We start from the raw sequence: 14759 nt of genomic DNA, 5'->3' as shown, positions 1-14759 counted from the left end.
CTGATCAGCCGGTCGGCCGCCAGCCCAGCGCCGGGCCGAGGTGCGTCGCGATGTCGGTGAGGATCTGGACGTAGTCCTCGGGCGCGAAGCTGAAGGGCAGCGCGAACACCGCCTCACGCACCTCCCGGAACGCCGCGTGCGCGTACAGCCCCTCGGCGATCCGCTTCGAGGGCCCGACGAGATCGCGCGCGAACAGCAGTCCCGCCGGACCCTGGGGCTCGGCGGTGCGCGGGGTGCGCGCGGCGACGTACGCGTCGTACTTCGCGCGCTGCTCGGGAGTGGCGGAGTCGGTCGGGATGACGACGAGGCCCTGCGAGACCCGTCCCTGCGGACGGGCCGCGCGGAACGCCTCGATGACGTCGAGCTGGAGCCGGGCGAAGTCCGGCGGCGCTCCCGGGACGGCCTTGACGACGTTGCTGGTCAACAGGTTCATCCCCAGCGCGCCCGCCCGCCGGCCCGACGAGACGCTTCCCGCGCCGTACCAGAGGCGTTCCCGCAGGCCGGGGGAGTGCGGCTCGACCCGGTCGGAGAAGACCTCGAACCCCTCCGTGCCGCGGAACGCGGACGCCCGCTCGCCGCCGACGAACCGCACCAGGCGGTCCAGGCGCTCGTCACCGAAGTTCTCGATCTCCGCGGTCTCCGGGTAGAGCGCCTCCCGCACGTCGTCCCAGCGCATCGGCGGCCCGACGCTCACACCGGGGTTCAGCCGACCGCCGCTGAGGATGTCCACGGTCGCGAGATCCTCGGCGAGCCGCAGCGGGTTCTCCCAGCCCAGCGGGATCACCGCGGTGCCCAGCGCGATCCGGGTCGTGCGCTGCGTCGCCGCGGCGAGCAGCGCGACCGGGGAGGAGATGCCGTACTGCAGGTGCCGGTGGCGCACCCAGGCGCTGTCGAACCCGAGCCGCTCGCCCAGCTCGATCACCTGCAGCGTCGTCTCGTGGCCCGGGCCGGGATCGGCGCCGTCGAACAGGCCGATCGTGAGGAAGCCGAGCTTCTCCAACGGCACGGACGGGACGGGCATACGGCGCTCCTTCGGGGGACTCGGCAGCCACGCGCCGTCGAGGGCTGCGCCTGCCTGCCGAGTCTGCCCGGTGGCGCCCGTCGCGGGGAACGAAGGGTGCCGTCAGAACGCGACGAGACGATCGAAGAAGCTGCGGTAGCGGCGCAGCGCGAGCCGCAGGTCCTCCGTGGACGTGCTGTCGGAGTCCAAGCCGTGCTCCAGGCGTCGGCGCTGCTCGGCGAACAGCGCCTGCAGCTCGTCGAGCAGCTCCCCGACCAGGGCGTCCGCCTCGCCGACCGCCTGTCGCGGCTCGTCGACGAATCCACTCTTCACCCGGTCCCAGCGCGACGTGTAGTCCTCGGCGCGTTCCCGTGGCACCAGCCGTTCGGGCGTGTCGTCCGTCCGGGCCCCGCCGGTGGCGGCGGTGCGCCCCGCCGCTGCGCCGTTCGTCCCCGGTCCCGCCGCGGCGTCCCCACGCTCCTCGCCGGAGCCGCCGGGCGGGGACTGCTCGACCGGCTGCTCGCCGGCGCCCTGCGCGCCCTCGCGTTCGGTGCGGGCGGCACCCTCGGCGGCGAGGTCGCCCTCGAGGGAGCTCCGGGACTGCCCGTCCGGGTCGGCGAGCTGCTCGTCCGGCGGGACGTCGGAGCGGGTGGGCTCCGTAGCCGTGCCTTCCTCGTCGGCGCGACCGGTGGTCTCGTCGTGCGTGGACTTGAAGATGCTCATCGGGCCTGCTCCTCGCTGCGGGTGGTGCGGCTCCTGGTCGGGTGGCCGTCGGTCGCCGCCCCGCTCGTGGCGGCGTGGTGTCCGGGGCGGTCGCCGTCCCTCTCGTCGCCGTCCCTCTTGTCGCCGTCCCTCTCGTCGCTGTCGCCATGGCCGAGCAGCGCATCGACGAGCGAGCGGTAGGAGGTGAGGGCGTGGCGCTGCCGCTCGGTGTCGACACCGCCGTCGCCCGAGGCGTCGTGGACCGCGCGCGCCTCGCGGTAGTGGTGGACCACCTCGGGATGCGCGACGGAGATGTCCTCGGCGCGGCGGTCGAAGTCGTCGACCGGGTAGCCGCGCGTGCGCATGATCTCGACGACGAGCGCGTCGGCCTCGCGCAGCGCTCCCGCCGGATCGTCGACGAACCCGGCCTGCACCGACTCCCACTCGCGCCGGTAGCCGTCGCGCTCCTCGGGCCGCAGCGTGCGGATGTCGAGATCGCGGTGGCGGCGCTCACGATCGGCGAGCGCGGCCTCGGCGGCCTTGCGGTCGCCGGACTCGGCGACGGTGCGCTCGTACTCGCTCCCGAAGTGCCTGCGCAGCTTGTCCGAGCGCCTGCGGCGGGCCATCAGCAGGCCCGCGGCGGCGAGGACGAGGACGAGCGCGACCACGATGACGACGAGGACGATGGAGTCCATCTGCCCCTCCTCTTCGTATGAATCACTCGATCGAGTGATGCCGCACGGATAGCCGGTCGTCACGCTTCGGAAACATCGGCTCAGCGCAGGCTGTCCAGCGGATCGGCCCGCAGGAGATCGGGATCGTCCGCCGCGAGGGTGACGGCGCGGCCCGGCCCGGTGGAGCGGGTCTCGAACCGGACGGTGACCCGCCCGTGCCCCGCGCCCTGCACCCAGCCGTGCCCGTGCGCGGCGTGGCGGACGTCGTCCCCGGCCCGCCACGGCCGCTCGGCCGCGACGTGCGGCTGCTCCGCCGTCGCCTGCGGCGCCACGGGCTCGACCGGTTCGACGAGCGCGGGGAAGAGGGTGGGCGGTGCGGCGTCGGAGAGCCCGGCGAGGGAGACGCCGATGAGCCGCACGCCGCCCTCGGGCACGGCTCCGCGGGCCAGCCTCTGCGCGACGGCCGTGAGCGTGGTGAGATCGGTACTCGCGACGGCGGCGGTCTCGGAGCGGCTGGCGGTGGTGAAGTCCGCCGACCGGATCTTGACGCTGACGGTGCGCGCGGCGCGCCCGGACTCGACGAGCCGCCGGTGCGCGGCCTCGGCCATCCGGGCGACGGCGTCGTGGACGGCGGACATGGTGGTGAGGTCGGCGTCGAAGGTCGTCTCGGCGCTCACCTGCTTCGCGGCACCCCGCGGCGCGACGGGCCGCTCGTCGATGCCGCGGGCGAGCCGGTGCAGCTCGCCGCCGACCGCCCCGCCGAGCAGGCCGGTGACCTCGCGCAGGTCCATCGCGGCGAGCTCGCCGATCGTCGCGACCCCGACCTTGCCGAGTGCGGCCTGCGCCACCGGGCCGACGCCCCACAGCGACCGGACGGGCAGTGGCGCGAGCACGGCCCGTTCCTCGGCGGGGCCGACGACGCGCAGGCCGTCCGGCTTGGCGAGATCCGAGGCGATCTTCGCGACCTGCTTGCCCGACCCCGCCCCGACCGAGCCGGGCAGCCCCGTGCGGGCCAGGACGGCGGTGCGCAGCGCGGTCGCGAACCCCACCACCTCGGCGACGGAGGCCCCGGCGAGCGCGGGCGGCTCGAGGAACGCCTCGTCCAGCGACACGGGCTCGACGACCGGCGCGGCGTCGGCGAGAACCGCCATCACGTCCTCCGACAGCGCCCGGTACACCGCCCCTCGCGGCGGGACCACGACGGCGTGCGGGCAGAGCCTGCGCGCCTGCCCCATCGGCATCGCCGAGCGCGCCCCGAACACGCGGGCCTGGTAGCTCGCCCCCGCGACGACGGCCCGCGGTCCGAGCCCCCCGACCAGGACGGGACGTTCGCGCAGCGTCGGGCGGGTGAGCTGTTCGGCGGCGGCGAAGAACGCGTCCATGTCCAGGTGCAGCACCCAGCGCCCGGAGCGGTCCTCCAGGTCGGCCGGGTCGGTCACGGCCCCATCATCGCCGCGACCACCGACGTTCAGCGGGCGGCGGCGCGGAGCAGGTGGTCGCCGCGGAGCTCCGCCACCGGCGGTGCGACCGGGCCTGCCCCGGCGACCGCGCCCGTGTAGCCGGGGGCGGGGCGCAGGTCGCGCAGCCACATCGGCGCCGCGGGTGCGCGCTCTCCGGACCACGCGACCACGCGCGGACCCTCCAGCGTGATGGCCGCCATCGGCGCGGCCAGGCCGGTTCCGGTGGCCTTGAGCAGCGCCTCCTTGCGCGTCCACGCGGTGAAGAACGCGTCGGGCGTGGCAGGCCCGGTGTGCGGGGTCTCGGCGGGGGAGGCGACGTGGCGGATCATGCCGGCGAGGTCGGTCATCGAGCGGACGTGCTCGGTGTCCAGCCCGATCGGCCCGTCCCGCCACACGGCGACGCCGACGACGTCACCTGCGTGGGTGAGCGAGAACCCGGGCACGGCGTCGAGCGGGCAGCCCGCCTGCACCACCGGCTTGCCGTGCTGCTCGCCGCAGCGGCAGGTGCGGTCGAACTCGACGCCCGCGGGGGCGACGTCGATGAGCTCGGCGAGGACGACCCGGGCGAGGGCGTGGGCGGCGAGGTAGCGGGCCCGGTCCGCGGCGCGGCGGAAGCGGGCGAGGCGGTCGCGCTCGTGCTCGTCGAGCAGCGCGACCAGCCCGGGGGCGTCCTCCGGCGCGACCGGGGACGCCCACCGGACGGTGCACGGCTCGGGGGTCATCCCCCGAGCCTCGCACGGTCAGGATCCGGTGCGCCGGATCGGGTTCACGCGGCGGCCCTGGATGCCGCGCGTCTGCGCCGCCTGCGCTCCGGGCAGCTGCAGACGCTCGGCGCGGCCGGACTTGCCGCGACGGGCGGCGCGGCGCTCCGCGCGGTTGGTGGGCTGGGGCTGGGACGGCTGGGCAGGCATGAGCGCCTCCTGTGCGGGACGGCCGGCGACCGGGCCGGCCGGGTCGTGGGTGCCCGGTACGGCGACCGGGCACGGGACGAGGAGACGGGTGCCCGCGACACACGGGAAGCACGACACGCGCGCCGCGGGCACCCGTACGCGGCGGGCACGTAGCGGGCCACACCGCGTGCCGCCCTGGCGAAGGCGGCCGGGAGGTCGCGACGGCGGATGTCCGGCGGCATCGCGACGAGGTGTCAGCGCAGGCGCATGACCGACACGCTAGGCGGGCCTGGGCCCACCGCACCAGTGATTTCTTCTCTAGCCTCGCAGGGGTGACCCGGGCGTCCCACCTCGACACGATCACCCGCTACTACGACGGCTGCAGCAGTGGCGATGTCGAGGCCATGATCGCCACGATGCACCCGGACGTCGTCCACTACTTCCTCGCGCCGAACCCCGGTTCCACACCGGTCGGCGGCGCCGAGCACCTCGCGCGCTACTGGCGCAAGGTGCAGTCCATGCTGGACGCGCGGTGGCTGGTCGACCACTGCCTCGAAGGCCCGGACGAGGCCGTCATCGAGTGGACGATGTGCTGGACACCGCCGGGTGGCGCGCCGCGGGTGGCCACCCGCGGCGCGGAGTGGTTCACCTTCCGCGGCGGCCTGATCCACGAGATCCGCTCCTACTACCGGCAGGAGCCCGCCACCACCGAGCTGGACGGTTTTCCCTACGTCGCCCGCGGCTACAGCGCGCCGGGCGACGAGCGGCACCGGGCGCGCTGACCCCCTTCACCCGGTGAGGGGCGCGCACACCGCCAGCATCTCGGGTGTCTCGGGGACGAGGCCCGTCCGCGCCGCGAGCCAGGGCAGCGCCTCGGCCAGCTGCGTGCCCCACGTCGCGAGCCCCGGTGGGGCACCGGCGCGGGTGACCTGGCAGGCGGCGACGCCCGCGCCCCGCGCGAGGCCGACGAGCTGGGCGGTCACGCCGGCCGGGGGATCGGTGTCGGCGAGCCAGGCCGCCGAGTCGGGATAGGTGCGGCCGGCGAGCAGCATGACGGGGTCGTGCTGCGGGTCCGTGACGGTGGCCGTGGCACCGAACGCGGCGAACGTGGGGAAGAGGTCCGGGTGACGCAGCGCCAGGGTCACGGCGCACGTGCCACCGCTTCCGTGGCCGGCCACCGCCCACTTCGCGCCGGGGGCGGCCGTCCCGAACTCCTCCTGGAGGAAGGCGGGGACGTCCCCGGCCAGATAGGTCTCGACGTTGCCTGCGGCCGTGTCGGCGCACACCCCGAGCCCGGCCTCCCCCGTCACGTCCGGCATCACGAGGACCGGCGCGACCCCGCCGTTGCGCTGTGCCCAGGCCTGCGCCACCTGGGCCACCTGGGCACCGTCGATCCACTCCTGCGGCATGCCCGGGCTCGCGTGCAGCAGCATCAGCACCGGAAGCGCCGGCCGGGGCTGGGCGGACCATGCCCTCGGCAGGTACACCAGCGCCGGACGTGCCGCGAACCCCGACCGCTCGCCCGCGATCCGCACCGGCAGGATCATCCCCTGGTCCGGCGCCGCGGGCAGCGGCTCCTTCACCTCGTCCGCGGGGGTGTCCTCCAGCCAGGCCCGGACGGTCGGGTAGGTGCCGTAGTAGGCGTTCTGCGCGAGCAGCAGGTCGGCCGTCACGAAGGCGGCGAAGACCACCATCGCGAACAGGATGGTCAGGTAGCGCCGCGCGTAGCGCAGCAGGAGCAACCCGACGAGCACGGTGACGGCCAACACGATGCCGCGCACCGGCCACCAGGAGATGAGGGTCACTGCAGCGAGGCCGTCGATGGCGGCAGCATACGACCCCCACCAAGGCGGCGGGTGCGTCGGCGGGCCGTGTCGATCGCGGCCTGTGGAGCGGCCTGTGGGCCCGCCCGGTGATCAGGCCGTCACGCCGACACCGACGCGGGCTCCAGCCGCACCGGCACCTCGTCGTAGCCCCGCAGCACCCGGGTCGGCCGCCGCGTCGGCTCGCCGTCGAGCGTGAGCTCGGGGAAGCGCCGGAACAGCGCCCGCAGGCCCACCTCGCCCTCCATGCGGGCGAGCCCGGCGCCCAGGCAGTAGTGCACGCCGCTGGAGAACGCGATGTGCTCGCCCGCATCCGTGCGGGTGACGTCGAAGCGCTGCGGATCGGCGAACACCCCGGGATCGCGGTTCGCCCCGCCCAGCAGCAGCATCACCAGGCGCCCGGCAGGCACGTGCATGCCGTCCACCTCGGTGTCGCGGACCGCGATCCGGGCCGTGCGCTGGACGGGGGAGTCGTAGCGCAGCACCTCGTCCACCGCGACCGGCCACTGCTCCGGATGCGCCCGCAGGGTGGCGAGCTGCTCGGGGTGGCGGGCCAGCTGCACGACCCCGTTGCCGATGAGGTTGACGGTCGTCTCGAAGCCCGCGGCCAGCACGAGCATCGCCATGCTGCTCAGCTCGTCCTCGGTGAGCTGCCCCGCGTCGTGGGCGGCGACGAGCGTGGTGATGATGTCCTCCGCACCGCGATCGCCACGGGCGCGGACGCGTTCGAACTGGCCGAGCATGAAGCGGTGGAACTCGTCGATCGCGAGCTCGGCGGCGCGGAAGTCGCGGAACGGGATCCCGATGTCGAGCGACACCGCCCCGCCCGCCCCCCAGCGCAGGAACTGCTCGCGCATCTCCACCGGCGCACCGAGCATCTCCGCGATGACGGTGGCAGGAAGCAGGCTCGCGTAGTCCGAGACGAGGTCGGTGCGCGGGCCGTGCGCGGCCATCCCGTCCAGCAGCTCCTCGGCGATCTCCTCCGCGCGCGACCGCAGCGCCGCGATCGCCCGCGCGGAGAAGGCCCGGTTGACCAGCTTGCGGTAGCGGGTGTGGTCCGGCGGGTTCATCGCCAGCATCGACGGCGGCTCGACGGGCCCGAGGCTGCCCCGCCCGCCGGCGCGCACCGCCCACCGCAACGGCCTCGGCAGCGTGGGCGGGGTGCTCGCGGCGGTGCGGAAGTCCGGGCTGCGCAGCACCGCGACCGAGAGCGCGTGGTCGGCGGTGGCGAACGCGAGGCCGGTGTCGACGAGGCGCCCGCGGGCCCGGACCTCCTCGTACAGGGCGAACGGATCGGTGGCGAGCACCGGGTCGAACACGATCCGGGCGCCGAACTCGCCCCGCTGTGCGCGGGGCATCGCGAGCGCCCGCATCAGCCCGTGCCGCACACCCCACCGGAGCACGCGCCGCACACCCCTCGTCCCGGCCATCGCGCTCCCCGTTCCCCGGTGATCTGCCGTACGCCATACGTTACCGGTGGTTACATCTCTGGGCCACCCGTCCGGAGGGTGACCGCCCGGGTGGCCGTCCGGACGCTACGCCGTGGCGAGATCGGTCCGGGGAGGTCGGTCCCCGATCACGGCGCGGCGGGGCCTCCGAATCCCGGCTCCGGGCGCTGCGTCCAGACGTCCGCTTGACCCGCTGCAGAATGCATCCTACATTTCTGAGGGTTCAACCAGCTTCGATGTGATCCCGGGCAGCCGTTCCGTCTGCCCACCACAGCGGGTGGCGATTCCGGCTCGCTGTCCGACACCTGGCGTCCGCAGTGGTGAGCGCACCCACGCGTGGCGCACAGGTCCTCTCTGCCCGACCAGCTGACTCCTGCCCGAGAAGTCTCTATCCCCATCGAGCACAACCACATCGAGCACAATCCCATCGAGCACAACGAGGTGAGATCGCGATGGCATTGGATGGCGCCACGGCGTCGTTCTTGGCCCAGATGGCCGAGGCCGGAACCAAGGCCCTGCACGAGATGACCCCCGAGGAGGCGCGCGGCCTCATCGCCGCGCTCCGAGACCTCTACGGCTCCGGCCCGGACATGCACCAGACCAAGGACGTTACGGTCGAGGTGGCCGGTGGCGACATTCCCGTCCGCATCCTGACCCCGACGGAGTCGCCGCGTGGCGTGCTCGTCTACTACCACGGCGGCGGCTGGGTGCTCGGTGATCTGAGCGGCTTCGACACGCTCGCCCGGGAGCTGGCTCGGCGCACCGGCATGACCGTCGCGCTGGTCGACTACCGGCTCGCGCCCGAGCACCGCTACCCGACCGCGATCGAGGACTCCTGGGCCGCGCTCAACTGGGTGGCCGCGAACCGCGACTCCCTCGCCCCCGGCGGGCCGCTGGTCGTCTGCGGCGACAGCGCGGGCGGCAACATCTGCGCGGTGCTGGCCCAGCGGGCCAAGGCCGTGGGCGGCCCCGCGATCGACCTGCAGGTGCTGGTGTACCCGGTCACCGACGCCGACGTCGACAACGAGTCCTACACCGACCCGGACAACCAGCTCATGCTCTCCCGGGACTCGATGATCTGGTTCTGGGACCACTACGCCCCCGACCCGGGGGCGCGGGCCGAGACCGACGCGTCGCCGCTGAAGGCCGCCGACCTCTCCGGCCTGCCCCCCGCGGTCGTGCTCACCGCCGAGCACGACGTCCTCAAGGACGAGGGCGAGGCCTACGCGCGCCGGCTCGCGTGGGCCGGGGTCCCGGTGCGGCACCGCCGCTTCGACGGCCAGATGCACGGCTTCTTCACGATGGTCAACCTGCTGCCCGGCAGTGCCGCCGGCCTGGACTACGTCGCCGCCGCGATCGACGAGCAGATCGCCGCGCAGCCCGCCTGACGGGCGCCGTTCCGGAATTCGCACAAGGAGGTCAATGGTGTCCGCACCCGTAGCAGACCCGGATCGTGAAGCCGTTCGCACCGTTCCCGACAGCGTCGACGTGGTCGTCGTCGGGGCCGGTTTCTCCGGCATGTACCTGCTGCACAAGCTGCGCGGCATGGGAGTGTCGGCGGTCGTCTTCGAAGCCGGCACGGACGTCGGTGGAACGTGGTACTGGAACCGTTATCCCGGCGCCCGGGTGGACGTCGAGAGCCTGTCGTACTCGTACTCGTTCGATCCCGACATGGAACAGCGTTTCGAGTGGCAGGAACGCTATCCCACCCAGCCGGAGATCCTCCGGTACGCCCAGCACGTCGCCGACCGCTTCGACCTGCGTCGCGACATCGTCTTCCGCACCCGGGTCGCCTCCGCGGACTACGACGAGACCGCCGGCCGGTGGCGCGTGCGCACCGACAAGGGCGACACCGTCACCGCGCAGCACTTCGTGATGGCCACCGGCTGCCTGTCGGCGTCCAAGCTGCCCGAGATCCCCGGCCTGGACGACTTCGCCGGCGAGACCTACCACACCGCGCACTGGCCCCACGAGGGCGTCGACTTCACCGGCAAGCGGGTGGGGATCATCGGCACCGGCTCCTCGGCGGTGCAGTCCATCCCGGTGATCGCGGCCCAGGCCGCGGAGCTCACGGTCTTCCAGCGCACCCCGGCGTACAGCCTTCCCGCGCGCAACCGCAAGCTCACCGTCGACGAGATCATCGAGATGAAGGCCGGCTACCGCGAGTGGCGCACGGCCCAGCGCGAGTCCGGCTTCGGGGTCCCGGTGCCGCTGCCCACGCGCTCGGCGCTCGAGGTCGAGCAGCCCGAGCGGGACGTCGTGTTCGAGCAGGCCTGGGAGAGCGGGAGCCTGGTCAACCTGCTGCTCTCGTTCACCGATCTCGCCGTCGACCAGGCGGCCAACGACACGGCCAAGGACTGGATCCACCGCAAGATCAAGTCGATCGTGGCCGATCCCGTCACCGCGCAGGACCTCTGCCCGGAGTACCCGGTCGGTACCAAGCGGCCCTGCCTGGACACCCACTACTACGAGACCTACAACCAGGAGCACGTGCACCTGGTGAACCTCCGCCGTGAACCCCTCGTCGAGGTCACGGAGCGCGGCATCCGTACCGCCGAACGCGAGTACGAGTTCGACGCGATCGTCTACGCCACCGGGTTCGACGCCATGACCGGGGCGCTCACCAACGTCGACATCCGCGGGCGCGGCGGTGTGGCGCTGAAGGACGAGTGGAACGCCGGGCCGCGCACGTACCTCGGCATCAGCTCGTCCGGGTTCCCGAACCTGTTCATGATCACGGGACCGGGCAGCCCTTCGGTGCTGTCCAACATGGTCGTGTCGATCGAGCAGCATGTCGACTGGGTCTGCGACGTGATCGAACACCTGCGCTCGAACGGGCTGACCTCGATCGAGCCGACCCGGCAGGCGCAGGACGGCTGGGTGGACCACGTCAACGCGATCGCCTCCGCGACGCTCTACCCGCGGGCGAACTCGTGGTACATGGGCGCCAACGTGCCCGGCAAGCCGCGCGTGTTCATGCCGTACGCGGGTGGTGTCGGCGAGTACCGCAAGAAGTGCGACGCGGTCGCCGACAACGGATACGAGGGCTTCTCGCTCAGCGCATGAGCCTGCCGTGTCGTGCCATCCGGCCGGCCCGGGGTGTGGACGGCGTGGTCCGCACCCCGGGCCGGCGATCAGCCGTCCCGGCCGCCGGGGCTGGACCAGAGCCATTCCTCGACGGCCGTCCGGTAGTCGGCGTAGATCTGGCGGTAGCGCGCCACGGCGCGGTGGCGCTCGCCCGCCTCGAGGAGCTCGAGGGTCTCCCGGTAGCCGTTCACCCACGGGATCCAGATCGGGCTGTCGGCGCCCATCGCCTGGATCCGCAGGGAGCGCGTCACGACGAGGTCGACCAGCGACTGCAGCTCGCGGTTGCCGCCGGCCATGATGACGATCGTGCTGAAATCCGCACCCGCGGCCCCGGCCGTCGTGATGTCGCCGCGGCCCAGCGCGTCCACGTACTCGGTGTAGCGCTTGCGCATGCTCGCGATGTGCTCGTCGGTGAGGTTCTCCACGCCGCGCTCGAACCCCTCGCAGGCGAGCAGCCGCATCACGTCGACCAGCTCCAGGGCCTGCTTCTGGCTCAGCCCGGCGACCTTGCGGGTGCGGTTGGGGGAGATGTCGATCAGCCCCTCCGCCGCCAGCTGCGTGATCGCCTCCCGGACCGGGGTGATGCTCACCCCGAGCCGGGCCGCGAGCTCGGCGTCCTTGAGCACCGAGCCGGACGGCAACGCGCCCGAGACGATCTCGCTGCGCAGCCGCTGGGCGACCGCCTCCCGGCGCGTCGGCGGTGCCTCGAACGACGCCGACGCGCCGCCTGCCTGATCCACCGTCCCATCATCGCAGGAAGCCCTCCCTGCGCCCCGAGAAGGTTTGGAGTACGCATGTCCCGCCGTGACCTGATCGACCCGGAGTCCCGCGTTCCGCTCGACGCCCTGCTCGAGGCCTTGCCCGGCGGGTTCAACGCCATCCCCGACATCGTCGCCCGCCGCGCCACCGTCGACCAGATGCTGGCGGCGATGGAGGTGCCCGAGAACCCGAACGTCCTCAAGGAGGACCGCACCGTCCCCGGGCCGGACGGCGACCCGGATGTCGCCGTGCGCGTCTACCGGCCGCGCGACGCCTCCGGGCCGCTGGCCGGCGTCTACTTCGTCCACGGCGGCGGCATGATCCTCGGCACGATCGCGGGGGAGGACCCCGTCGCCACCATGCTCTGCGACGCCCTGGGCGCCGTCGTGGTCTCGGTCGAGTACCGCCTCGCCCCCGAGAACCCGCACCCGGCGCCGGTCGAGGACTGCTACGCGGGGCTGCTCTGGATGACGAAGAACGTCGACGAGCTGGGGATCGATCCCGACCGCATCGCCCTGTACGGCGGCAGCGCCGGCGGCGGGCTCGTGCTCGGCACCGCGCTGCTGGCCCGGGACCGTGGCGGTCCCGCGCTGCGCTTCCTCATGCCGATCTACCCGATGATCGACGACACCAACACCACCGCCGCGTCGCAGGAGATCACGGACGTCGGGATCTGGGACCGCGCGGGGAACATCGAGGCGTGGGCCTGGTACCTCGGCGGCAAGGAGGCCGACCAGTACGCGGCACCCGCACGCGCCACCGACCTGTCCGGCCTGCCCCCGACCTACATCGACGTCGGCACCGTCGACATGTTCCGTGACGAGGACATCGCCTTCGCCCAGCGACTCATGCAGGCAGGCGTTCCCTGCGAACTCCACGTCAACCCGGGCAGCTACCACGCCAGCGAGACGTTCGCGCCCGATGCGACGCTCACGAAGCGGATCTGGGCCACCCGGATCGACGCCCTCCGGCGGGCTCTCGCCTGAGGCCGGCTACACAGCGTGTCGCGCGGGCACCCACCCGGCGGGTGCCCGCGCCGCGCCACCGGCACCGCCGGCCCGGTCGGATGACCTCCCGATGACTTCGCCCCGCCGGGAAAGCGAAACGGCCCGGTCGTCCGCTCCGTTCGGAGCTTCTGACCGGGCCGGTCGGTTGGTGGGCGATACTGGGATTGAACCAGTGACCTCTTCCGTGTCAAGGAAGCGCTCTCCCACTGAGCTAATCGCCCGAGGCGGAGGCGGGAATCGAACCCGCGTACAGGGCTTTGCAGGCCCTTGCCTAAGCCACTCGGCCACTCCGCCGACATTGCCGGAACAATCCCGGCGAATCGGTGTGGAGGCCCGGCGAAGATCCGTACTTCCTCCGAGCGGACGACGGGATTCGAACCCGCGACCCTCACCTTGGCAAGGTGATGCGCTACCAGCTGCGCTACGTCCGCGTGTGCAGCGTTCCCGCTGCGGTGACATGTGGAACCTTAGCACCCTTGCCGCGGGCGGCCACGCGACCCCCCTCGACGGGCGCCGACCCTCCAGGGCCGCGCCCTGACCAGGTCAGTCGCGCGCCCGGTCGTTGTCGAGCAGCTCCGACAGCGCCATGTCGAAGTCGAGCCAGCTGTACTCGGTGCTCGCCGGAACCGCCCGGTACGTGCGGTTCAGGAACTCTCCGAGGGTGTGCCTGCAGGTCGTGAAGAGCGCGTGCCCGGACGGCGAGGTGAGCTCCAGCTCGACCTTGTCGGGGTCCGTCGGCATCGGCTGCACCCGCACGTCACCGCTGCCCGCAGCGGCGATCAGACCGTCCGCCAGGAGGTCGCGAGCGAAGACCCAGTCGACGGCCGAGCCCTGGCCGGTACGGAACGTGGCCTGCACCGCATACGGGTCGCGGCTCGAGTAGGTGAGCTCGACCTTGACGGGCACGGGCTGGGCATCCGGGGCGATCAGCTCGAAGACCGCCGGGGAGCAGATGACCGTGTGCTCGTCGCGCATCAGTACGTCCTCTTTCGGAAATGGTGCCGCGTGGATCGTCATGCGGAAAAACGACCCGGACGCGTGGATGTGACGGCCGATCCGGTACTTCCCACCGAGAAGTTTGTGTGTCACCCCGACGGCCCAACGGCCTGCACGGGCGGTGTGCGACGCTGCGGCGACCGGCCGTTCGCGGACGTGGCGTGCGCTCCGGGGCCCCCGGGCGCAGGAGGGGGTCGGTCCTGTAGGGTTCGGATCCGCACGGGCGATTAGCTCAGGGGGAGAGCGCTTCGTTCACACCGAAGAGGTCACTGGTTCGATCCCAGTATCGCCCACAACCGAACGGCCTGGTCAGAGGCTCATCGCGAGCCCGGAGACTAGGCCGTTCGTCGTTGTCGGGGCCGCATCCGGAGCATTTCCGGAGCAGGCGATCAGATCGGAGCCGGGACGCCCGCGGCGCCGTCGTCGGGGTCGTCGTCGCCCGGGTCGTCGTGGTCGTTGAGGGCTTCGAGGATGCGGTCGGCGTTGTTGGTGCGGCGGGTGTAGAGGTCCAGCGTGGTCGCTGAGCGTTCGTGGCCCATGACGCGCTGGACCATGTTGGGCGGCTCGCCGTCGTCCACGAGCCAGGTGGCGTAGGAGTGGCGGAGGTCGTGGAACCGCAGTCCGCCGGCTGCCGAACGCGCGATGTGCTGAACGGCTTCGCGCTCGGTCGGGAACTCCTTCGCGTGGGTGTGCCATCCGCGTCGGTCCAGCCGGCCCGGACCGTGTGCTCGTCGACGACGGTGAGCGGCCCGAGCAGACCGGTGCGGACGAGGGCCGGCCGCCAGACCCGGGAGCGGAAGAGCGTCCGACGCAGTGGCTCGCCGACCGAGTTGCCGAACAGGAGGCCGTGGTCGCCGTTCGGGAACGTGACGAAGTGCTCGGTGAGGATCGGCAGGAGCCACGCCGGGAGTGG

At 72.8% G+C, this 14759-nt stretch carries 15 protein-coding genes and 4 tRNA genes; 5 read left to right on the top strand and 14 right to left on the bottom strand.

The annotated features are described in order from the left end of the window. Positions 1-4: 4 nt before the first annotated feature. The 6 genes from AB7J25_RS12630 to AB7J25_RS12605 form a co-directional block, all read right to left on the bottom strand. Positions 5-1021 (bottom strand): LLM class flavin-dependent oxidoreductase, encoded by a 1017-nt coding sequence (locus AB7J25_RS12630; RefSeq protein WP_428508427.1) that lies wholly within the window; start codon positions 1019-1021, stop codon positions 5-7. A gap of 102 nt (positions 1022-1123) precedes the next feature. Next, entirely contained in the window at positions 1124-1723 is a 600-nt protein-coding gene (locus AB7J25_RS12625; RefSeq protein WP_428508425.1) for a hypothetical protein, read from the bottom strand. Continuing rightward, positions 1720-2397 carry a hypothetical protein gene (locus AB7J25_RS12620; protein WP_428508423.1) on the bottom strand — a complete coding sequence of 226 codons (678 nt, stop codon included), beginning with the start codon at positions 2395-2397 and terminating at the stop codon, positions 1720-1722. Before AB7J25_RS12620 ends, AB7J25_RS12625 begins: the two co-directional genes overlap by 4 nt. Positions 2398-2477: 80 nt before the next feature. Then, a complete protein-coding gene (locus tag AB7J25_RS12615; protein ID WP_428508421.1) occupies positions 2478-3815 on the bottom strand; it encodes a DNA polymerase IV in 1338 nt (445 codons plus the stop codon). A gap of 29 nt (positions 3816-3844) precedes the next feature. Further along, complete coding sequence (locus tag AB7J25_RS12610) at positions 3845-4558, bottom strand: 4'-phosphopantetheinyl transferase family protein (protein WP_428508419.1); 714 nt, start codon at positions 4556-4558, stop codon at positions 3845-3847. An 18-nt stretch (positions 4559-4576) separates the two neighbouring features. Next, the gene (locus AB7J25_RS12605) at positions 4577-4747 is read right to left on the bottom strand and encodes a hypothetical protein (protein WP_428508417.1); all 171 of its coding nucleotides are present in this window, start codon (positions 4745-4747) and stop codon (positions 4577-4579) included. Positions 4748-5058: 311 nt separating this feature from the next. On the opposite strand from AB7J25_RS12605, the gene AB7J25_RS12600 reads away from it, so the two are divergent. Then, a complete protein-coding gene (locus AB7J25_RS12600) occupies positions 5059-5508 on the top strand; it encodes a nuclear transport factor 2 family protein (RefSeq protein WP_428508415.1) in 450 nt (149 codons plus the stop codon). Between the two features lie 6 nt (positions 5509-5514). Here the strand turns inward: AB7J25_RS12600 and AB7J25_RS12595 are convergent, their stop codons facing one another. Next, positions 5515-6531 (bottom strand): alpha/beta hydrolase, encoded by a 1017-nt coding sequence (locus AB7J25_RS12595; protein WP_428508413.1) that lies wholly within the window; start codon positions 6529-6531, stop codon positions 5515-5517. Between the two features lie 119 nt (positions 6532-6650). Next, on the bottom strand, positions 6651-7979 hold the full coding sequence (locus tag AB7J25_RS12590) for a cytochrome P450 (RefSeq protein ID WP_428508411.1): 1329 nt from the start codon (positions 7977-7979) through the stop codon (positions 6651-6653). Between the two features lie 470 nt (positions 7980-8449). Here AB7J25_RS12590 and AB7J25_RS12585 point away from each other — a divergent pair, with 470 nt between their 5' ends. Further along, positions 8450-9385 (top strand): alpha/beta hydrolase, encoded by a 936-nt coding sequence (locus tag AB7J25_RS12585; protein WP_428508409.1) that lies wholly within the window; start codon positions 8450-8452, stop codon positions 9383-9385. Between the two features lie 34 nt (positions 9386-9419). Further along, entirely contained in the window at positions 9420-11063 is a 1644-nt protein-coding gene (locus AB7J25_RS12580; protein WP_428508407.1) for a flavin-containing monooxygenase, read from the top strand. A 68-nt stretch (positions 11064-11131) separates the two neighbouring features. Here the strand turns inward: AB7J25_RS12580 and AB7J25_RS12575 are convergent, their stop codons facing one another. Next, positions 11132-11824: a GntR family transcriptional regulator gene (locus AB7J25_RS12575; RefSeq protein ID WP_428508405.1), complete on the bottom strand. Its 693-nt coding sequence runs from the start codon at positions 11822-11824 to the stop codon at positions 11132-11134. A gap of 54 nt (positions 11825-11878) precedes the next feature. Here AB7J25_RS12575 and AB7J25_RS12570 point away from each other — a divergent pair, with 54 nt between their 5' ends. Further along, positions 11879-12829 carry an alpha/beta hydrolase gene (locus AB7J25_RS12570; RefSeq protein WP_428508403.1) on the top strand — a complete coding sequence of 317 codons (951 nt, stop codon included), beginning with the start codon at positions 11879-11881 and terminating at the stop codon, positions 12827-12829. Between the two features lie 167 nt (positions 12830-12996). Here AB7J25_RS12570 and AB7J25_RS12565 read toward each other — a convergent pair. The 4 genes from AB7J25_RS12565 to AB7J25_RS12550 form a co-directional block, all read right to left on the bottom strand. After that, positions 12997-13071, bottom strand: a tRNA-Val gene (locus AB7J25_RS12565). Position 13072: 1 nt separating this feature from the next. Next, positions 13073-13144: transfer RNA gene (locus AB7J25_RS12560), tRNA-Cys, on the bottom strand. Between the two features lie 64 nt (positions 13145-13208). After that, a tRNA-Gly gene (locus AB7J25_RS12555) sits at positions 13209-13281 on the bottom strand. A gap of 112 nt (positions 13282-13393) precedes the next feature. Continuing rightward, positions 13394-13825 (bottom strand): SsgA family sporulation/cell division regulator, encoded by a 432-nt coding sequence (locus AB7J25_RS12550; RefSeq protein WP_428508401.1) that lies wholly within the window; start codon positions 13823-13825, stop codon positions 13394-13396. 242 nt (positions 13826-14067) lie between these two features. Between AB7J25_RS12550 and AB7J25_RS12545 the strand changes: the two genes are divergently transcribed. Continuing rightward, positions 14068-14139 (top strand) — tRNA-Val (locus AB7J25_RS12545). A 96-nt stretch (positions 14140-14235) separates the two neighbouring features. Here AB7J25_RS12545 and AB7J25_RS12540 read toward each other — a convergent pair. Beyond that, positions 14236-14748 carry a site-specific integrase gene (locus AB7J25_RS12540; RefSeq protein WP_428508399.1) on the bottom strand — a complete coding sequence of 171 codons (513 nt, stop codon included), beginning with the start codon at positions 14746-14748 and terminating at the stop codon, positions 14236-14238. Positions 14749-14759: the final 11 nt, after the last annotated feature.

Source organism: Pseudonocardia sp. (assembly GCF_050246655.1).
GTDB lineage: Bacteria > Actinomycetota > Actinomycetes > Mycobacteriales > Pseudonocardiaceae > Pseudonocardia.
The sequence above is the reverse complement of the archived record's forward strand: the minus strand, read 5'-3'. Positions and strand labels throughout refer to the sequence as shown.